We start from the raw sequence: 19,946 nt of genomic DNA on the forward strand, positions 1-19,946 counted from the left end.
AGGTGTCCGGATCGCTCCCCGGGCACCGCTGGCGACCACCAGGTTCCCGTTCAGCGCCGGTTGAGTCTGGCGATTTCCGGCAACACCTCATCGATGAGCCGACGGGTCTGGGCAATGTAGTCCGTCCCGCTGAAGCTGATCGGACGCAGGATGAACTTGTGCACGCCGACGCCCCGGAAGGCGTCGATCAGCCCGAGGATGTCGGAGGCGTCACCCACTGCCATCAGCCCGTCCGGATCCTTACCCAGGCGTTTCTGCAGCACTTCCCGATAGCGGGCGATGGCGGGTTCATCCGGGCTGCCGAAGCGGAATCCGAAGCCTGCGCCGAAATGATCTTCGTCGATCTGCCGGTTGTGGGCCGGCAGCGCCGCTTTGATGGCGGCAATGACGGGCGCAACCTCAGCCGGAGTTTCGATTCCCGCCTGCCAGCCGGTGCCCCAGCGCGCGGTGCGCTGCACGGCCGCTTCGGCGGAGCCGCCAACCCACAACGGGAGCGGTTTCTGCACGGGTTTCGGCGCAATGCTGGCGTCTTCGAGCCGGTAGTGGGTGCCCGCGAAAGTCACGGATTCTTCGCTCCACAGTCGTGTCAGGATTTCCAGCCCTTCAGCGGCGCGCTGGCCGCGGGCGCGGGTCGGGGTGCCGGTCGCGCTGTAGTCCCTGGAGCGTGCGCTGCCGACGCCGAAAGCCGGCAGCAGTCGGCCTTCGCTCAGCACATCGATGGTGGCACATGCCTTCGCCATGAGAACCGGATCCCGCAATCCCAGGCTTGCCACGTTCATCCCGAATTTCAGCCGTCGGGTTCTGCCCGCAAGGGCAGCCATCACCGACATGCACTCCAGATTCGGATCCGCACCGATGATCCGATCGCTCTGCCAGAGTGAGTCCACACCGCTGTCTTCACACAGATCGACCCAGGACCAGAACTCGCCCGGGTTTGCGAAGGGATAGCTGGCGATGCCGAGACCGGCGCTGATGGTCATGGTGAGGTGCCCGTTCTGGAATGGCCCGCAGTATACCCGCGGGCATACCCGCGGGTTTCCCGGTCGAACTGATCCCGCAGCCGGTCGCCGAGCATGTTGGTGCTCCACACCGTGAGTCCGAGGACGAGTGCCGGAAAGAACAGGGCCCAGGGTGCGGATTCCATGCTCTGGGTGCCGTCGGCGATGAGCACGCCCCAGCTGGTATCCGGCTCCTGGATACCCAGTCCGAGAAAACTCAGGAAGCTCTCCGCGAGGATTACTGCAGGAACGGTCAGTGTGGCGTAGACCAGGGCGGGGCCGGCTACGTTCGGCACCACGTGGCGCAGGAGGATGGTGCCGCTGCCGGCGCCCATGGCCCGGGCTGCGCTGATGTAGGTCTGCTCTCTGACCCGCAGCGTCTGACCCCGCACGATGCGCGCGATGTCCAGCCAGAAAATGGCGCCCAGGGCGAGGAACAGCAGATAGGGTTCCCGTCCGAACACCACCACCAGCAGTATCACGATGAGAATGAAGGGCAGCGCGTAGAGTCCGTCGACTATGCGCATCAGCGACTGATCGACGCGTCCGCCGAGCAGACCGGCGAGAGCGCCGTAGGGAACTCCAATGAAAACGCTGACTGCTGTGGCTATCAGGGCGACTCCGAGGCTCACCCTGGCACCCAGCATGACCCGGGCGAACAGATCCCGGCCGATCAGATCGGTACCGAACCAGTGGCTGGCATCGGGGGCTGCGACCAGTGCGTCCCAGTCGATGCTGGTGGGATCCCAGGGAGACAGTTCGGGTCCGATCAATGCGGCAGCGGCCACGATGACGAGCCAGGCCGTGCAGCAGCGACCCAGCAGCGATCCGAAGCACGCCTGAACCACAACGGCGCGAATCATGCGGTCAGCCGGATCCGGGGATCCAGTCTGGCGTAGCAGACGTCCACCAGCAGATTGAAGAGCAGGATAAAGGCGGCGTAGACCACCACAACCCCCATCACCAGTGTGTAGTCGCGATTCAAGGCTGCCTGCACGAAATAGCGTCCGATGCCGGGCAGCTCGAACACCTGCTCGATCACCACGGATCCGGTCAGCAATGCGGCGGCGGCGGGTCCTAGGAAACTCAGTACCGGCAGCAGAGCGATGGGCAGAATGTGTCGTCGCAGAATCTGATGATCGGGGATGCCCTTGGCCCGCGCGGTCATCACATGAGGTTCGAGCACGGTCTCCGCGATGCTGCCCCGGGTGAGGCGGGCGATCGCCGCCACAAAGGGCAGTGACAGGGCGAGGGAAGGCAGCACGAAGTGCCGGAGTGTTCCCGTGCCACCGGCAGGCAGCCACCCCAGCCAGACGGCGAAAACCAGGACGGCCAGGGGTGCCAGCACGATGGACGGCAGTGCGATTCCAAAGTTGGCGATGCTCATGACAAGGCTGTCGACAAAAGATCCGGCGCGCAGTCCGGCGGCAGCACCGAGTGCGACACCGACGATCAGGGCCAGGCCCAGCGCGCTCAATCCCACTGTGAGACTCACCGGGAGGCCGGCCCGAATCAGATCGCCGACACTGAAATCCTTCTGCTTGAAGGAGGGGCCGAGATCACCACAGATCAGCATCCCGAGGTAGTCGACATACTGCCTGTGCAGGGGCTGATCCAGGTTGTAGGCGGCAAGCAGATTGGCTTCCACTTCCGGAGGCAGCCGTCGCTCGTCGTCGAAGGGACCTCCCGGGGCGAGCCGGACCAGAAAGAAGACGAGCGACACCGTAAGCCAGAATGTCAGAAGGCTGACAAGGAACCGGACAGCCAGAAATCGCGTCAATGCCGTTGCCAGGAAAGGAAGCGCACCGGATGCACGTCCCGGGCGTTTTCGTGCCAGCCCGCGAGATCCCGAGAAACCAGTCTGCGCACGGTGACCGTCCACAGAGGCGCGACCGGGTATTCTGCTATCGCGAAGGATTCTGCTTCCCGAAGTGCCGCATTGCGCTCCGGAAGCGTGGCCAGCGCGCGCGCCCGGGACATGATGCTGTCGTAGCCGGGACTTGCATAGCGGCCATAGTTGACATTGCCGGTGTCGGAAACCAGCAGACCCAGATAGTGTTCGGCGTTGTTTTCCCCGAACCAGCCCGCCTGGGCCACATCGAAATCACCCTGCCGCAGATCGGAAAAATGCACCTTGAGTTCGGACTGGTGAAGGCGTGCGTCCACACCGAGCTGCTTCCAGAATGCGGCGATGGCGAGATTGGTGCGTTTGGCTTCCGCATTGCTGACGTGACGCAGCGTCACCTGCAGAGGCCGGTCGGGGCCGAAGCCCGCATCAGCCAGCAGACGGCGGGCCCGGTCCAGCCGCTGCGGAGGATCCAGCGTCGCATGGGGTACCGGCACAGGTTCATAGTCGGCGACCAGTGCCGGGACGAAGCTCAGACTCGCCCGATTCCCTGATCGCTGAACTCTGTCCGTGAGCAGCGTCGAGTCGATGACCAGGGTCAGCGCTTCCCGCACCCGGGCGTCAGCGAAGGGAGGGCGGGTGGTGTTGTACACCAGATAGACGATGGACAGCAGCGGCGACAGTCGCAGCTGATCGCCGAGTTCACGTGCAGCAAAGTCGAGTTCTTCCGCCGGAAAGGCGCCGATTGCGTGCACCTCGCCGCTTCGATAACGATTGTAGGCCGCCTGTTCACTGGCGAAGGGCAGGTAGGAGACGGCGGGGATGGCGACAGACTCATGGAAGTGCGGATTCGCCTTCATGCGCACGTGGGCCTGGGGGCGCCACTCATCGAGAACATAGGCACCGTTCGATACCCAGTTTTCGGCCTTGACCCAGTCATCTCCCCGCTTTTCGATGACGTGGCCGGGTACCGGGAAAGCCGTGGGGTAGAGGAGCCGCTCCGGCAGATAGGGATAGGGTTGCTCCAGATCCAGAACGAGGGTGTGCGGTTCGGGTGCGCTGACACCGAGGGCGTCGGGTGGCAGGCGCCCGCCATTGACGGCGGCGGCGTTCTTGAGGGGATACATGAAGTAAGCGAGGCTCGCCGCGGTGGCTGGATCGAGCAGACGCCGGAACGAGTAGACGAAGTCGTGCGCGTTGAGGGGTTTGCCATCCGACCAGCGCAGATCACTGCGCAGCTGAAACGTCCAGCGCAGCCCATCGTCACTCACCGACCAGGATGCCGCGGCGCCAGCTGTGATCTGTCCCCGGGCATCGAAGCTGGTAAGGCCGAGAAACAGATCGGTGAGCAGGGTCTCTTCGAGGCGCAGGTTGTAGCGGTGCGGATCCAGCGTCTGCGGTTCTCCCGGATTGCCGATGCGCAGTTCCTCTGCAGCGGCCAGTGGTCCACAGATCAGCGTAATCAGCAGGGCCGACAGCAGTCGATTTGCCAGGAATTTGTGCATGGGGGCACCTTACTCAATGACACCCGGCCAAGAAAGAGGTGGTTCGGGGGCGGGGCTGCCCGGCCACCTTATTGAACTCAAGGGGCCTGCCTTGCAATAGCAACATGCTCGCGCATACTTCCGCCGCAATGAAGGACGACTGGCTGATTGCCGATATCGGCGCGACCAACGCGCGGTTTGCCCGGGTGCGGGGTGGGAGCATGAAGAAAGTGCTGCTGCCCACCACCGGCTATACCCGGGCGGACGCGCTGCTGGATGCCGCGATGGCGGAACTCGGGATGGATACTGCAGCAGCGGCCTGCATGGCGATAGCCGGGCCCGTGACCGGAGGCTCCGGTTATATCACCAATCTCGGGATCGAATTCGATCCTGTGAATCTGACAGGCCGGCTCGGCTGCGAGGTTCTGATCGTCAACGACTTCCACGCCCTGGCCCATGCTGTGCCGTGGCTGGAGCGTCTCCATCAGCTGGGCGGAAGTGCGGTCAGCGAGCCGGGCGCGGTACGGGCACTGCTTGGTCCCGGCAGCGGGCTCGGGATGAGTGTGCTGGTGCCTCCGAACGGGACCTCGAAAACTGCTGCGGATGACTGGCGGGTGCTGGATTCGGAAGGCGGTCATGCGGACATCGCACCCGGCAATCCGCTGGAATCCGAAGTACTGAATCTGCTGCCCCGGATAGCCGGGTCAGTCTGCTGGGAGGCCATCCTCTCCGGCCCCGGGCTGGTGAACCTGTATCGCTGCATCTGTGAAATCTGGGGCGCGCAACCGGACGCTCTGGCGCCGGCAGACGTCACCCGGCTGGGCGTATCGGTCAGCGATCCGATCTGTCACCAGACTCTGGAGCTGTTTTTTGCCTGGCTGGGCACCGCTGCTGGAAACCTGGCTCTGACCGTGTGCGCCCGGGGCGGGGTATACATCGGTGGCGGTATCGTTCCTGCCCTCGTGGATTTTGCACAGACCAGCGCCCTGCGGCGCCGGTTCGACGAGCGCTGCAGCCACCAGGATTTCGTGCCGGCGATTCCGCTGTACATCATTCTCGATGATGACCCGGGGCTGCTCGGCGCGCGGGTGTGCCTGGAGAAACGACTGGCCGCCCGCTGAATCCCTCACTGCGCAAAGGCGGCAATCACATCGATCACGAACTGGGGCTGATTCCACTGGCTGCCGAGGGGATCCACGCCCGTGCGCACCACGACCATGTCATGTACCGGCACCACGGTGCCGAACTGGCCCTTGTTCCCCGCGGTGGTGTAGGTCCCGGGCGGGATACCTTCGATGGTGTCGAACAGCCAGAACTGGGCGCCATAACCCTGGCGCCCCGACTGGGGTGGCAGTGCGGGCGCCGGTGTGGCTACGAAGCGGGCCCATCCTTCCGGCAGGATGCGTCGATCTCCCCACATGCCATCGTTGAGGTAGAGGAGGGCGAGTCGACCGATGTCCCGGGCGGTGGTATAGACCTGGCTGGAGCCGATGAAGTTGCCCCGATGATCCGTTTCCATCCAGGTGTCGAACATGCCGACGGGATGCAGGAGTGCATCGTAAGGGAAGCGCAGATAGCTGAGGTCGTCGTTGAGGGCCGCGCGCAGGGTGCGCAACAGCAGCAGGGTGTCGTTGTTGGCGTACTTCCAGCGTGAGCCGGGTTCGGCCTCGAGGTGGGTGGTGGTGGCCGCGCTGATCACGTCCTGACCGGCGAAATACAGCGCGTTGGTATTCGAGCCCTCACTCCACAGCCCACTGGACATGTGCAGGAGGTGCGCGGGTGTGATGGCGGCACGGGGATCTCCCGGTCCCTGCCACTCAGGAATCTGTGCCGGTGCATGAATGTCGACGAGACCGCGGCCAACGGCGATACCGATCAGACTGGCGCTGATGCTCTTGGCCGTGGACCAGGTCCGGTAGCCCTGATGGATGCCGAAACCCGGCGCGTAGCGTTCGGCGACGATGCGGCCACTTTTGATGATCACGACAGCGGCGGTGACAGTACCGTCGCCATAACTTTCGCTGTCGAACGCCTTCTCAAGCAGCGCCTTCTGCTGTCGATCAGGGTTCGGTGCCGCCCCATCTCCGAACGGGTATGGTCTGCTCGCATCATGCCGGGGCAGTGCACGCTGCACGTAGGGCAGACGTGGGACATCTCCACTGGACCAGTGCGGTGGCAGCACCGTGCAGCCCATGGTGTCCCGGAATGCGGCGATCACCGACCGACCCTGGCCATCACCGGCCCGCACGAGTCCCCGTTCGGAATCGATCTCGGGAAGCGGCAGCCCCAGGGTGCGGGTATCAGCAAGTTCAACCCGCTCGATTTCCGCCAGGTCGCGGTGCATGAGAAAGTGGGCGGAGCAGGTGAACAGCGCCCTGAATCCCGCGGCGATGTACGGGTCAGAATAGTCCGCAGCACCACCGGGAAGCTGGTATGCGCTCTGCCCGGAAGCCATGAGTGCTCCGGACAGCAGCAGTGTCAGGGTTGCCAGTATTCGTTGCAGTGATCGCATCGTGTTCTCCCTCCACAATGGTTACCATCTTAGCCCTGCGGACAAGCATTGTGTGCCCACATGGGGTGCATGCTTTCTGATCACGCCTGTACTGGTGGAACCGGGGGAAAGACCATGTTGAAAGTGAGTATCGGAATCGGCGGCGCGGCTTCTGGAGGAAAACGCGACTTCGCCGATCAGGTGGACTATGTGGTCGAGGCCGAAAAGCTCGGTGTCGACACAGTGTGGACGGCGGAAGCCTGGGGCCTGGATGCCATCAGCCCGCTGGCCTATCTGGCAGCGAAGACAGAACGCATCCGTCTGGGCACCGGCATCATGCAGATCAGTGCCCGTACCCCCTCCATGACCGCGATGACGGCACTGACAATGGCTGCGATTTCCGACGACCGCTTCATCCTCGGGCTGGGTGCGAGCGGACCCCAGGTAGTGGAGGGACTGCAGGGACGCCCCTTCAAGGCGCCGCTGACCCGCATGCAGGAGACGGTGGACATCATTCGCCTGGCTTTTGCGGGAGAGAAACTCGAGTATCACGGCAGGTATCACGAGCTCCCGCTGCCGGGTGGCGAAGGCAAGGCGCTGCGGCTGTCGCAGCCGGGCAATCAGAACATTCCCATCTATCTCGCCACCCTCGGCCCGAAGAGTCTCGAGTACACGGGTGCCGCCGCAGACGGCTGGCTCGGCACCTCATTCACACCCGAACATGCCGGCGCGCACCTCGACTTCATCGAAAAGGGTGCGAAGTCGAAAGGCCGGACGCTGGCGGATGTGGACATCCAGGTAGGCGGCACTGTCGCATTCACGGACGATGTGGCACCGGTGATCAAGGCTCTGAAGCCGGGGATGGCCTTCACCCTGGGGGCAATGGGCTCTGCCAAGACCAACTTCTACAACGAGGCTTACCAGCGCGGCGGGTGGGAAAAAGCGGCTCAGGAAGTGCAGGCGCTGTGGGTTGCGGGAAAACGGGAAGAGGCTGCCGCCCGGGTACCGGATGGCATGATCGTGGAAGCCAATCTGCTCGGCGACGAAGCCACGGTGCACGAGCGTATCCGCGCCTACCACAGGGCGGGGGTGAACACGCTGCGTGTGCAACCCGTCGGTCGCACCCTGGCTGAGCGTCTCGAAACACTCGGCCGGGTGGTGGACTTCGCGCGCTCGCTCTAGGAAACCTCTGCAACCGAAATCGACTCACAGGGCAGCTGCGGAGCGAAACCCCGGGGTTCAGCGGCTCTGGTCCCGCCCGCGGGACTGGATATCCGCGCGCCGCGCCGCGACCTTGTCCGCAGTGACCTCCGCGCGGCCGTGCGCGGTGCTGGCTTTCAGCTCCATGTCGAGTCCCTCGGCGAGAGTAGTGTCCCATCCTGCATCCATGATGCGCAGGATTTCGGCTCGGGTGACAGGTTCGGTACTGATAATGTCCCTGGCCAGTGACTCGCAGGTGGGCAGCAGGTCTTCCGGTGTAACGACTCGATTCACCAGACCCCAGGCGCAGGCCGTCTGCGCATCGAGGAAGTTTCCGGTAAGCGAGAGCTCCTTGGCGCGGTTGATTCCGATCAGACGCGGCAGCCGCTGAGAAAGCCCCCAGCCCGGCACCACCCCTACCCGTGCGTGTGTGTCGGCGAAACGGGCTTCGGTGGATGCGATCAGGAAATCGCACATCAGCGCCAGCTCGAAGCCCCCCGTGATTGCGAAGCCGTTGATTGCACCGATGACGGGCTTGCGCACCGCAGCGAGGGCGTCGCTGAGATTGCGTGAGCTGATCGTAGTGCCCGGATCCCGTTCGCCGCCGAGTTCCTTGAGATCGAGTCCGACCGTAAAGGCGCGTCCGGCACCGGTGAGAATGATCACCTCGGTGGCCGGGTCATCGGCCAGTTCGAAGAAGGTCTCAGTGATGGCGTTGCGCAGGGGTGTGGACAGCGCGTTGAGCGCTTCGGGTCGATTCAGGGTGACCCGGGTTATCCCGAGATCTCTGTCGACGAGAATCAGTGGCTGGCTCATGGGATTCCTACTCTGGAAGGCTCGTCTGGCGGAGTGCCTGGCAGATGCGGGGTCTGGGCGCATCCCTCGCAGCTGGTGCCGAGGCGTGTTCCGGCGGCCATGGTAGGCCCCACGGTCAGAGGACACAACGCGGTCAGCCGCCTCAGGCGTCCCGGATCAGTCAGGGGTTCCCCCAGCCTATGCTCGCGTGATTCAGTGAGCTAGGATTGAAAAGAGGCTCAGTCCGGTGGCAGTGCCTCTATTGCTGGAGATTCGTGATTGTGGAGATTCGTGCAGGTGTACGGCCGAATGCAGTTTGCAGACTATATCGTTAGCGTTGCGCTGCAATCGCTGACCCGCAGTCTGCTCAGATTGCGGGACCCGGATGCGGGTCTTCCAGACTCGGAGGCACGGCTGCTTGCAGGTCAGGCGGAGGAGCTGTTGTCGCTCTGGCAGATGATGCAATGGTCCGTGGGCAAGCTGCAACACGATGCGGCCCGCCGGGATTTGCGTGAGATCGTCGCGATCTGCACCCGTGAAGAGGCTCCTGAGATTCGGGGTGCGCGTCGATTGCTGCAGTCAGCCGGGGCCGACTCTGAGGAAGCAGCCGGTCTTGCTGACTTCATCGCAGGCGCCCCGGCTGTGGATTCCGGGGGTATTTCTCACACCCTGTGCGACCGTCTGAGTTGTCTGTTGCAGGATGAGTCTGCCCGCTGGCGCGAGTATCAGCCCCTGCGTCAGGTTGCCGAGGAGGCGCTGATCGAACATGGCATGCTGCGTGCGTTCGAACGGGCGGAGAAGCTGGTCAAACGCCTCGATCTCATTGCAGCCGAAGGGCAGAGTGCTTCGCAGAAGCGGCTGCTGCGTGCCGCGCGATGGCTGCGACACTGTACTCACCATCTGGAACTTCTTCGACCCGCACTGTCTGAAGCTGGCAGAACGCGACGCTGGCATCTCACGAGGCTGGCTGTGAAGGTTGAGGATCAGCTGGAACTGGAGGCCTTTGCCCGTACGCTGCGCAGGTCGGGTATCAAGGGGAAGGTGGCTGCACGGCTGGAAAAAGTGCTGCGACGGGAGCGCCGTCATCTTGCCAAACAGCGTGGAAAGCTGGTGGCGGGTGCCTTCGTCGGAGCAACGCAGTCTTACCGGGAGGAAATCGCGGCGGCGGTAGAGCAGCTGGGACTGAAGGAGATCGTACTGCTGCCACTGGAAGCGCGAGGAGGGGTCGTGGATACGGGTGGGCCCCAGTCGTTTTAGCGGGGCGAGTCCAGAAAGTGCGTGCCCCGAAAGAAAACTCAGCAGAGAAAACGCACCCGGAACTGCACCAGAATAAAATGAGAAAGGAAGGCTTGATGAATGACCGATTATTGATACGGCGACTGATACGGCGACTGTTCGCATCGGCACTGGGTGTCCTGGGAATGATGGCGGTGTGCGCCGCTGCCGATTCCTATTCAGACGCCTGGGGTCCCGCGGTCGGCAGTCAGCTGCCGGTGCTGGAAGCCCATGATCAGTCCGGTCGGGTGCAGACCCTGGCGGAGCTCACAGGGGAGCGTGGCCTGCTGCTCTTCATGAGCCGCTCGGTGGACTGGTGACCCTTCTGCAAACGCCAGTTGGTCCAACTGGCACAGTGGCAGGAGCGGTACGGGAAGCTGGGTGTGCGGGTTGCGGCGATGACCTATGACGATCGTGCCATTCTCAGTGCGTTTCACAGCGAGCAGTCGCTGGGCTTTCCGCTGCTGCAGGATGAAGGCCTGAAGCATGTGAATGCCTACGGAATCCGCAATGAGGCCTATGTGGAGGGAGACGCCGGCTACGGCATCCCGCACCCTGGTGTTCTGTATGTGAACGCCGAAGGTACCATTCTGGCCAAATTTGCGGAGACCGGCTATCGCGAAAGACCACAAATGGAGGACATTTACGCCGCTGTCGCTGCAACCGCAGGAGGAGCGGACTGATCCTGTGAATGGTTGATTTGCGCCTCGAACTTATTGACCACACCAGTTAAGCCTTGCGATGAATATGGTGAGATTACGGCGGCCACGGTGGCTGCACCGATTGCTGGTGATGGCCATCGTGCCTCTGGCAGGCTGTGTTTCTGTGGTCTCGAACCTGACTTCCGGTTTCACCGAGGGGCTTGGCAAAGCGATCCTGGATAATCCCGATCTGCAGATGGTGCAGGACGGCGCGCCGGCCTATCTCCTCCTGATGGACGGACTGCTGGCGCAGAATCCGGACAACGCCAGCCTTCTGCTGCAGAGCTCCCGTCTCAAGTCTGCCTACACCGCAGCATTCGTCAGCGATCCGGAGCGGGCCGTACTGCTGGCCGGTCAGGCGTTCCGGGATGCAGAACGGGCAGTATGCGTGTCACTGAAAAACGCCTGCGGATTGCGCAATCGGGACTATGCTGAGTACGAAACCTGGCTCGCACAGCGGAAAGCCAATGAGGTGGACCTGCTCTATCAGCTCGGTGGCAGCTGGGCAGGCTGGATTCAGGCCAACAGTGATGATTTCGCCGCGATAGCAGAACTCGGCAGAGTGAAGGCCCTCATGCTGCGAATCGCAGAAATCGATGAAACCTACGATCATGGCGGCCCCCATCTGTATCTCGGGGTCTTCGAGACGCTGCTGCCACCCGCCATGGGTGGCCGGCCCGAGGTGGGACGGCGCCACTTCGAGACCGCCATCGAGATTTCACACGGCGAGCTTCTGATGACCAAGGTCATGTTTGCGGATCAGTATGCCCGTCTGGTCTTCGATCGTGCCCTGCATGACGAGCTGCTCAATGAGGTGGTCGCCGCCGATCCTGCAGGCCCCGGACTTACCCTGATCAACACCGTGGCCCAGCGCCGCGCGAAGCAACTACTGGACAGTGCTGATGACTATTTTTAGAGAGCGCCTGATCGACATTCACCCCCTGTTCACCGGCGGCTGGCGGACACACCGCGTACTGAAACTGGCAGTGATTGTTGCGCTGCTGGGACTGGCATCCGTTTCTCACGCCGTGGTCTTCAAGGTCGCCACCCTGTCACCGGATGGCTCCATCTGGATGAAGGTGCTGCGGGAAGGGGCGAAGGAGGTAGCACAGCGCACGTCCGAACGGGTGACCTTCAAGTTCTATCCCGGCGGGGTGATGGGAGACGACAAGGCGGTACTGCGGAAAATCCGGGTCGGCCAGCTGCATGGCGCGGTGCTCACGGCGGGTGGACTCAATCAGGCCTACACCGACCTGCAGCTTTATACACTGCCCATGCTGTTTCGCGACCTCGAGGAGGTTGATGCCGTGCGCGCGCAGATGGACCCGGTGCTGATGAAGGGCCTGCGCGAGGCAGGGTATGTCGGCTTCGGGATTTCTGAAGTGGGTTTCGCCTATGCCATGTCCAAGACACCGGTTGCCACCTATGAGGACGTGAAGGCACAGAAGGTGTGGATTCCGGATGGCGATCAGGGCGCAGAGCAGACCGTGGCGAGCTTTGACATCACACCGATTCCGCTGTCCATCGCCGATGTGCTGAGCGGATTGCAGACCGGCCTGATCAACAGTGTGGCTGTACCGCCCGTCGGCGCGATAGCGCTGCAGTGGCACACACAACTCAAGCATGTCTATGACCTGCCGCTGATGTATGTCTATGGTCTGCTTGCCATCAACGACAAACAGTTCGACAAGGTGGACGCGGCTGATCAGGAGGTGGTGCTCGAAGTCATGAGCGAGGTCGTGCGACGCGTCAACGACCAGAACCGGGTTGATCATGAACGCGCGGTGGAGGTTCTGAAAGACCAGGGACTGGTCTGGGCAGTACCGGATCCGACAGAGGCTGCGCGCTGGCAGAGGATGGCGGATACCGCATCCCGTGAACTGGTGGAAGGTGGAATCGTGTCGGAGGCCCTCTACGAGCAGCTTCTGCTGATTCGATCCGCATACCGAGAAGGTCTTGATTGACAGGCTGATCGTCCGGCTCCGCTTTATCGAAAGCGGGCTGATGGTAGTGCTGCTGTGTGCGATGATCCTCGTCGCCGCCTATCAGGTCATTGCCCGGAATTTTTTCGACTCCGGCGTACTCTGGGGCGACTCAATGGTGCGTGTGCTGGTGCTCTGGGTCACCTTCGTGGGGGCGACCATCGCCTCCCGGAACGACGAGCACATCCGCATGGATCTGCTGTCCCGCTTCATCAAGCCCGGATTCGAAGAAGTATTGCGCAGATTCCGCAGTCTCTTCACCAGCATCATTGCAGCCGTGTTTGCCTGGTACAGCCTGCAGTTCGTGCTGCTCGACTATGAAGACGGCGTCATCGCTTTTGCCGGAATCCCGGCCTGGGTGTGCGAGTCGGTAATGCCATTCGGCGGGGCACTGATCAGTCTGCGCTATCTGCTGCACACGGTTCGATCGACATGATCTGGCTGGGAATCCTGGTCATCCTTGCAGCCGCTCTGGCAGGCGCTCCTCTGTTCGCAGTGCTTATGGCCTGCGCGATGCTGGGATTCGTTTCCGCAGACATCGATCTGGCCATCGTCGCCATTGAGGTCTATCGGATCGTCGACACGCCACTGCTCGTCGCACTGCCACTGTTCACCTACGCCGGTTACGTGCTTGCGGAGGCGAAAACATCCGAGCGCCTGGTGAATCTGGTGCAGAGTATTTTCGGCGGATTGCCCAGTGGTCTCGCCCTGGTGGGTTTCGTCGCCTGCGCACTGTTCACTGCGCTGACCGGCGCATCCGGAGTGACCATCGTTGCGCTGGGTGCTCTGCTGCTGCCGGCGCTGGTCAGATCCGGTTACGACGAGCGCTTCGCACTGGGACTGGTAACCACCTCCGGCAGTCTCGGACTGCTGCTGGTCCCCTCCGTGCCGCTGATACTCTACGGAATCATTGCCCAGCAGCTGGATGTGGGCGAGAGCTTCACGATCTCCGAGCTTTTTCTCGCGGGGGTAGTGCCCATGCTGCTCATGCTGGCACTGCTCATCGCATTCACCCTCTGGCGGCATCGGGACGGTCGTATCGAACAGATTCCCTTCTCCGGCAGAGTGCTGCTGCAGGCGCTTACTGATGCACGCTGGGAACTGCCACTGCCCGTCATCGTTCTGGGCGGCATCTATTCCGGTTATTTCGCCATCTCCGAGGCGGCAGCAGTGACCGCGCTCTATGTCACACTGGCGGAAGTCGTGCTGTATCGGGAAGTCTCCTGGACCAAACTGCCGAAGGTCATGATCGACTCGATGGTGATGGTCGGCGGCATCATGCTGGTACTGGGCGTTGCTCTGGCGTTCACAAACTTCCTGGTCGACGCGGAGGTACCCCAGGCGCTGTTTCACTTCATGCAGACACATGTCGAGAGCACGCTGGGCTTCCTGCTGCTGCTCAATGTCTTTCTGCTCATGCTTGGTGCGATGCTGGATATTTTTTCAGCGCTGGTGATTGTGGTGCCGCTGATACTGCCGGTGGCCGCGGGGTACGGCATACATCCGGTGCATCTCGGCATCATCTTTCTCGCCAATATGCAGATCGGCTACTTCACGCCCCCTGTCGGCATGAATCTGTTTATCGCGAGCTATCGATTCAAGAAGCCGCTGGTGGAACTGTATATGGCCAGTCTGCCATTCATGCTGGTGCTGCTGATCGCGCTGGCGCTCATCACCTATGTACCCTGGTTCAGCATGGTACTGATCAGAGACTGACGGATCCGGGAGGATGCGGTCGAGGTGTGGCGCAGGGCCTGCTGCTATTTTCCGTGCAGAACCCGGACGTTTGGCGCCAGCATGGGACGGATGCTGGCCAGGGGGACCGGTTTGCTGAACAGATAGCCCTGGGCGAATTCGCATTCGTTGCTCTGCAGGAACTCGAGCTGCGCCCGGGTTTCCACCCCTTCCGCGACCACGCTCATGTTCAGTCTATGGGCCATGGCGATCACCGCTGAGGTGATGGCCATGTCGTCCGCGCTGCCGGGAATATCCATGATGAAACTGCGATCGACCTTCACTGTGTCAATGGGAAATTTCTTCAGATAGTTGAGTGAAGAATAACCGGTACCGAAGTCGTCGATCGCCAGTTTCAAGCCGAGCCCGTGGAGCTTCCGGACCGTCTGGTTGGCAGCTTCGACCTCGCTCATGAGCATGGTTTCGGTGATCTCGATTTCGAGACAGGCCGGGTTCAGACCGGACTCCCGGAGGGCGCGGCGGATGTTGGCAACCAGATTCGGATCCTTGAACTGACGGGGCGACATGTTGATCGCGATCTCGAGCTCGGCGCCCTGCTGGTCGCTGAGCAGTTTCCCCGTTCTGCACGCTTCCGTGATGATCCAGTTGCCCATGTCAACGATCGCACCCGTCTCTTCCGCGATATCGATAAATTCCACCGGGGAGAGGAGGCCGCGATCCGGATGATGCCATCTGATCAGGCATTCCACTCCGACGATACGCTGATCGCTGAGACGGACCTTGGGCTGGTAAAAGAGTTCAAATTCCTGCCGATCCAGTGCACGCCGCAGTTCGTATTCGGTACGCAGACGTTTCACCGCATTGGTATTCATTTCTTCGCTGTAGAACTGGAAGTTGTTTCTGCCGTGTTCCTTCGCACGGTACATGGCGAGGTCTGCGTTCTTCATCAGCGCGTTCGGGTCGCGACCGTCATCCGGGATGATGGCGATTCCGATGCTCGGGGTTATGACCAGCTGGTGCCCCGAGATGTTGAGCGGCTGGCGCAGAGCCTTGAGTATTTTTTCGGCGACCAGGCTCGCGTCTGAGGGCGTCCGAATGTCGCTGAGAAGCACCGTGAATTCATCGCCGCCAGGACGACCTACGGTGTCCTCCTTGCGCACACAGCGGGAGAGGCGACTGGCGACTTCCTGGAGAAGCACATCGCCGATCTCGTGTCCCAGGGTATCGTTCACCCGTTTGAACTGATCGAGATCGAGGTAGAGCAGTCCGGCGAGATGGTTACCGCGCTGGGTGTGTTCGATCACCTGACTGAGTCGATCGAAGAACAGGCGTCGATTCGCAAGATCGGTGAGGGTGTCGTAGAAAGCCATGCGCTCCATGCGCCGCTGGCTCAGCTTCATCTCACTGATGTCAGCGAGCTGCACGATCAGATACTGAGGTGTCCCATCGTTGTCGCGCTGCACGACCACGTGCAGGTTCGTCCAGATCTCGAGGCTGTCGTTTCTCAGCAGACGGCGTTCGACGCGAAGCGTGTCGTCTTTACCCGTCATCAGGCGTTGCAGTGTTTCCTTGAACTGACTGCGATCCTCGGATGGGATCAACCGGGAGATGTGCATGTTGTCGAGGCTGAGATCTTCGAATCCGAGCATTTCTGCAGCGAAGTTGTTTGCCTGAAATATCCGGCCTTCGTTGTCCACCAGCAGGATGCCGATAGGGGCGTTTTCGAAGGCGCCGCGGAAGCGCTGCTCGCTCTGGCGGAGTTTCTCTTCTGCAGATCGGAGTTCGTTGATGTCCTTGGTGACGCAGAGCACGCAGGGTGAATCGTTGATATCGACGAGCGTGGCGGAGACCAGTGCCCGGATGCTGCTGCCGTCACGGGTTTTCAGCCGCATCTCCCGGTTTGAAAACGTACCCTGCTCCGCGAGTTCTCTGGAGGCTTCCTTGAGTTCATTGGGGTCGAAAAAGGCATCGAGCTCAAGTATCGATTTCCCGAGCAGGGCTTCCCGGGAGTAACCGGAAGCGTCCACGAAGGCGGTATTGATGTCGTAGATGGAGAGATCCTGCTGTTTGAGGATGATGATGCCGTCGGGGCTGCGCAGAAAGACCTGTTCGAATTTTTCTTCGCTTTCGCGCAGCGCGGCCTCCGCGAGGGTTCGCTTGGAGATATCGCGTCCGATACACAGGACACAGAGCTCCCCGTCGATTTCGATGTAGCGGATGGATATTTCGACCGTGACCGGTTCGCCGTCCTTTCGTCTGAGCCGGACTTCGAGATCGTTGTGTTCGCCTGCGTCAAGCAGGTGCTGCACGGTCTGCTGCCTGACCAGGGGGTCGAAGAACAGACGCAGATCCATCTCCAGATAGCCGATGGCGTCTTCGCGGGTATAGCCAAGCAGCCGGGTGAATCCGGCGTTGAAGTCGAGCACCAGGGAATCTTTGTGGCGCAGAATGAGAATCGCGTCCGGACTCGTGTGGAATATCCGGGAAAACCTTGCTTCCGAGGCCCGCAGCTGATCCAGAGAGGCGTTGTGTTCACTGAGATCCTGGGCGACCAGCATCACGCCATCGTGACTCGCGGGATGCACCAGGCGGGCGTCCAGAGTGCGGGCCGCGGTTCCTGAACGTGGCGGGGAAGCGGTCGCGCCGGCTGCTGTCGAGCCGGAATCCGTACCCGTGTTCGACACGGTGGCGGAGCCAAGCACCAGCAGTGATTTCAGCTCGCTGATCCTGTCACTGGTGGAGTATGAATCCTTGAACAGCCGGGTGAATTCGGTGCGCTGATCGGCCTGCACGTAGTTGAGGATGCTGGTGCCACTCAAGCTTGCGCCTTCTGCAGCGAGGACGTTTCTCGCCTGACGATTCGCGTAGCGGATTCGGCCGCGGGCATCCAGATCCAGAATCAGATCGGAGGTGAGATCCAGGGTGGCGAGAAACTGCTCTTCTGTTCTGATCGCAGCCGTGCTGGCGTCGTGGGCGGCGGACTGATCGAGAATCTGCACCAGAATGTGTTCGGGACGACCCTGATCATTGCGAACCAGAGTGGCGTAGCCACGGGTCCAGAATGTCTGTCCGGCGCGCGTACGCAGCTTGCCTTCGAGATCCAGTCGGCCGCCACTGAGCAGCCGTTCACGGTCTGCCTGCAGGCGGGTCCAGCCTTCCCCGGTGAGGAGGTCACGAAAGGGCTGACCTGTCAGCGGCTGGTCTGGATCTCCGAAGAGTGATTGCAGCGCCCGATTCGACCAGGTCACCTCCCCGGCAAGATCCAGGAGCATCATGCCGGCCGGAGCATCGTAGAAAACCTGATCGAAGCGCGATATGAAACTGGCGCGTCGCTTCAGGAGCACAAAGGCGGCGAGTCCTATGACGGCAACAGCGATTGCGGCGAGGGCGGTCGCCTGACCATCCGATGGTGCCAGCCCGGCCAGAATCCCCGCCGCGACAGCGACGGGGACACAGGCCAGCAGGTAAATGTCAGAGGCGCGGTTGAGCTGCATGACCAGTCAACAACCGACCTGTATCCTCAGGCCAGACAGCACAGGCATCGGGCATCTTCATCCATGAATTACCCGCTTACCGTATCCGTAGAAGGCCAGGGCCTCTATGACATCACGCACAGAGTTGCAGGCTGTGTAGAGCGTAGCGGTGTTCGTGAGGGGCTGGTCACAGTGTTTCTGAGACACACGTCGGCCAGTCTTGTCATTCAGGAGAATGCGGATCCCAGTGCGCGGCGCGATCTCGAGCGCTGGCTGAACCGACTGGTGCCGGAGGGAGATGCGCTGTACACCCACACCCAGGAGGGTCCGGACGATATGCCGGCCCATGTCAAAGCCGCGGTTACCGCCACCAGCCTCACCATACCCATCGATGCGCATCGCATGGTGCTGGGCACCTGGCAGGGTATTTTTCTGTGGGAACACCGGCATCGCTCGAGTGAGCGGCAGGTGATGGTGGCGGTTATGGCGGGCTGAAGATCAGACGCTCTGAGAGGCGGAGTCTGGGGGCGTGGTAATCCACATGCGGGGGTGGGGACTGTCTTCAGTCAATCAGTGGACGAGGTGCTGGGGTATGACCTGGCGCGGAGGCCGCGGGCTCCCGTGGAGGATTGATCACGAGCAACGGAAGACTGTGGCGGCAGGAGGGTGGCAGGCGTGCACCGGGACCGTGTAGCGCAGCACTGCGGCAGCGGATTGACTCGTGTTCCTCACGAGGCAACTCCGCAGAGCAGTGGCACCCCGGAGGGGCTGCGCGAGGTCTCGGTGCACGCCTGCCACCCTCCCGCTTCCGAAAATCTAACCGTCTGCACGAGTCCAGATCCCTGCATCGAGAGCCGATCCCGGTCAACGAACTCAGGCGTCTGAATCTTCGCCCAGCCTGCGCATCCAGCGGCGGTGTCCGTCCGGATCGAGAATCATCGAGGAGAAATAGGTGAGCAGATCCCGGTGGGTGCTGCTCAGACGGGACTCCGCCATCGCGGCTTCACCCGCCTTGCTGGAGATGAAGCGGAAGCAATCGGCGATGTCCGCCTGTTTGCCGATCACTTCGGCAAGGCGTTCGTTCAGCACGTTGTGGAGTAATTCGAGATCCGACTCCTGAATGCCGGCGTCTTCGGGATTGAGCACCACGTTGGCCCACAGGGTCGCGATGTAGAGTCGATACACATTCTTGTCGATGAATCGCTCCGCGACGGTCGAGCGCTCTGCGAGATCGTCGAGGATGGGTGCGAACGCCCAGCGGAGTTCTTCTTCGGTCATCGGGGGCGGAGCGTTTTGAGGGTTTCCAGCGTGTTTCCGAGTCGGTCCAGTCTGGCCAGGATCTCGCCCAGGAGAGCGTCTTCCTGAGGATTGTCACGATCTGCGCTCAGGGCGGGGCCGTCGGTGCGTTCTGCGGTGCCTGACTTCCGGGTGTCTCTGGCAGCCAGGCGCTGGCAGGCGGCCTCGAGCCGGCGTTGTGTATCCCGCTCTTCGGCGATAAACCTGCCCAGCAGGGCGCCGGTCTCGGCATCGATAGTGGGATCCTGAAAAAGACTGGTCAGCGCATCGTTCCGGCGTCCAGCGCTGTCCGAAGTGATCAGACGCTGGAATTTTTCCTGATCCGACGCCGATGATCCGGCGCAGGCGAGATCGTCCGCGAATCTGTCCGGCGGTGTCTGGCGTACCTGAAAGCCGAGTTCGCTCAGCCGCTTGCGGAAGGCGGCCGCATGCTCGGCTTCCCGGATGGCGATCATCCTCAGTTCACCAGCCAGTTCGGCGCAGGGAGTCGACCGGGCCCAGGCATCGAGTACCTGATGGCCGCGCGCCTCACCCACAGCGATCGCGTTCAGCAGGCCGAGATAGCTGGGTTTCTCACTCATGGCTGGAATTTTCCTGGCACGGACGACCAGTGTAGAGAACCCGGTTGTCAGCCTCAATGGCGAACCCCGGGCGGTGAGTGGGTCAGTCATGGTTTGATCCCCGGTGAGTGCCTCGGTTAACGTAGCCGA

Annotated in this window: 18 protein-coding genes and 1 pseudogene; 10 read left to right on the plus strand and 9 right to left on the minus strand. The window is 61.8% G+C overall.

Annotated features, from left to right (window positions below):
* Window positions 1–50: 50 nt before the first annotated feature.
* From R3E82_01100 to R3E82_01115, 4 genes are read right to left on the minus strand one after another with little or no spacing between them, the layout of a single operon-like run.
* Window positions 51–980 carry an LLM class flavin-dependent oxidoreductase gene (locus tag R3E82_01100; protein MEZ5549464.1) on the minus strand — a complete coding sequence of 310 codons (930 nt, stop codon included), beginning with the start codon at window positions 978–980 and terminating at the stop codon, window positions 51–53.
* Window positions 977–1,861 carry an ABC transporter permease gene (locus tag R3E82_01105; protein ID MEZ5549465.1) on the minus strand — a complete coding sequence of 295 codons (885 nt, stop codon included), beginning with the start codon at window positions 1,859–1,861 and terminating at the stop codon, window positions 977–979. Before R3E82_01105 ends, R3E82_01100 begins: the two co-directional genes overlap by 4 nt.
* A complete protein-coding gene (locus R3E82_01110) occupies window positions 1,858–2,778 on the minus strand; it encodes an ABC transporter permease subunit (protein ID MEZ5549466.1) in 921 nt (306 codons plus the stop codon). Before R3E82_01110 ends, R3E82_01105 begins: the two co-directional genes overlap by 4 nt.
* Complete coding sequence (locus R3E82_01115; GenBank protein ID MEZ5549467.1) at window positions 2,775–4,349, minus strand: peptide ABC transporter substrate-binding protein; 1,575 nt, start codon at window positions 4,347–4,349, stop codon at window positions 2,775–2,777. The genes R3E82_01110 and R3E82_01115 overlap by 4 nt, the downstream gene beginning before the upstream one ends.
* A gap of 104 nt (window positions 4,350–4,453) precedes the next feature.
* On the opposite strand from R3E82_01115, the gene R3E82_01120 reads away from it, so the two are divergent.
* The gene (locus R3E82_01120; protein MEZ5549468.1) at window positions 4,454–5,449 is read left to right on the plus strand and encodes a glucokinase; all 996 of its coding nucleotides are present in this window, start codon (window positions 4,454–4,456) and stop codon (window positions 5,447–5,449) included.
* A gap of 5 nt (window positions 5,450–5,454) precedes the next feature.
* Here the strand turns inward: R3E82_01120 and R3E82_01125 are convergent, their stop codons facing one another.
* Complete coding sequence (locus tag R3E82_01125; protein MEZ5549469.1) at window positions 5,455–6,840, minus strand: serine hydrolase; 1,386 nt, start codon at window positions 6,838–6,840, stop codon at window positions 5,455–5,457.
* A gap of 114 nt (window positions 6,841–6,954) precedes the next feature.
* Between R3E82_01125 and R3E82_01130 the strand changes: the two genes are divergently transcribed.
* Window positions 6,955–8,001 carry an LLM class flavin-dependent oxidoreductase gene (locus R3E82_01130; protein MEZ5549470.1) on the plus strand — a complete coding sequence of 349 codons (1,047 nt, stop codon included), beginning with the start codon at window positions 6,955–6,957 and terminating at the stop codon, window positions 7,999–8,001.
* 57 nt (window positions 8,002–8,058) lie between these two features.
* On the opposite strand, the gene R3E82_01135 is transcribed toward R3E82_01130, so the two are convergent.
* Complete coding sequence (locus R3E82_01135; GenBank protein ID MEZ5549471.1) at window positions 8,059–8,835, minus strand: enoyl-CoA hydratase; 777 nt, start codon at window positions 8,833–8,835, stop codon at window positions 8,059–8,061.
* Window positions 8,836–9,123: 288 nt separating this feature from the next.
* Between R3E82_01135 and R3E82_01140 the strand changes: the two genes are divergently transcribed.
* The 7 genes and pseudogenes from R3E82_01140 to R3E82_01170 all read left to right on the plus strand — a co-directional run bounded on the left by R3E82_01140 (window position 9,124) and on the right by R3E82_01170 (window position 14,488).
* The gene (locus R3E82_01140) at window positions 9,124–10,071 is read left to right on the plus strand and encodes a hypothetical protein (protein ID MEZ5549472.1); all 948 of its coding nucleotides are present in this window, start codon (window positions 9,124–9,126) and stop codon (window positions 10,069–10,071) included.
* 95 nt (window positions 10,072–10,166) lie between these two features.
* On the plus strand, window positions 10,167–10,409 hold the full coding sequence (locus tag R3E82_01145; GenBank protein MEZ5549473.1) for a hypothetical protein: 243 nt from the start codon (window positions 10,167–10,169) through the stop codon (window positions 10,407–10,409).
* A 12-nt stretch (window positions 10,410–10,421) separates the two neighbouring features.
* A pseudogene (locus R3E82_01150) lies at window positions 10,422–10,772 on the plus strand (redoxin domain-containing protein).
* A gap of 109 nt (window positions 10,773–10,881) precedes the next feature.
* A complete protein-coding gene (locus tag R3E82_01155; GenBank protein MEZ5549474.1) occupies window positions 10,882–11,706 on the plus strand; it encodes a TRAP transporter TatT component family protein in 825 nt (274 codons plus the stop codon).
* A complete protein-coding gene (gene dctP, locus R3E82_01160) occupies window positions 11,693–12,754 on the plus strand; it encodes a TRAP transporter substrate-binding protein DctP (GenBank protein ID MEZ5549475.1) in 1,062 nt (353 codons plus the stop codon). Before R3E82_01155 ends, dctP begins: the two co-directional genes overlap by 14 nt.
* A complete protein-coding gene (locus tag R3E82_01165; GenBank protein MEZ5549476.1) occupies window positions 12,747–13,208 on the plus strand; it encodes a TRAP transporter small permease in 462 nt (153 codons plus the stop codon). Before dctP ends, R3E82_01165 begins: the two co-directional genes overlap by 8 nt.
* Complete coding sequence (locus R3E82_01170; protein MEZ5549477.1) at window positions 13,205–14,488, plus strand: TRAP transporter large permease subunit; 1,284 nt, start codon at window positions 13,205–13,207, stop codon at window positions 14,486–14,488. Before R3E82_01165 ends, R3E82_01170 begins: the two co-directional genes overlap by 4 nt.
* Before the next feature lie 44 nt (window positions 14,489–14,532).
* On the opposite strand, the gene R3E82_01175 is transcribed toward R3E82_01170, so the two are convergent.
* Complete coding sequence (locus tag R3E82_01175) at window positions 14,533–17,961, minus strand: EAL domain-containing protein (GenBank protein ID MEZ5549478.1); 3,429 nt, start codon at window positions 17,959–17,961, stop codon at window positions 14,533–14,535.
* A gap of 63 nt (window positions 17,962–18,024) precedes the next feature.
* On the opposite strand from R3E82_01175, the gene R3E82_01180 reads away from it, so the two are divergent.
* Window positions 18,025–18,435: a secondary thiamine-phosphate synthase enzyme YjbQ gene (locus R3E82_01180; protein ID MEZ5549479.1), complete on the plus strand. Its 411-nt coding sequence runs from the start codon at window positions 18,025–18,027 to the stop codon at window positions 18,433–18,435.
* A 378-nt stretch (window positions 18,436–18,813) separates the two neighbouring features.
* Here the strand turns inward: R3E82_01180 and R3E82_01185 are convergent, their stop codons facing one another.
* Together R3E82_01185 and R3E82_01190 are read right to left on the minus strand one after the other, a co-directional pair.
* Window positions 18,814–19,218, minus strand: a complete 405-nt coding sequence (locus tag R3E82_01185; protein ID MEZ5549480.1) for a hypothetical protein — start codon at window positions 19,216–19,218, stop codon at window positions 18,814–18,816.
* Window positions 19,215–19,817 carry a hypothetical protein gene (locus R3E82_01190; GenBank protein ID MEZ5549481.1) on the minus strand — a complete coding sequence of 201 codons (603 nt, stop codon included), beginning with the start codon at window positions 19,815–19,817 and terminating at the stop codon, window positions 19,215–19,217. The genes R3E82_01185 and R3E82_01190 overlap by 4 nt, the downstream gene beginning before the upstream one ends.
* Between the last annotated feature and the right edge of the window lie 129 nt (window positions 19,818–19,946).

The organism is Pseudomonadales bacterium, assembly GCA_041395945.1.
Classification (GTDB): Bacteria; Pseudomonadota; Gammaproteobacteria; order Pseudomonadales; family Azotimanducaceae; genus SZUA-309.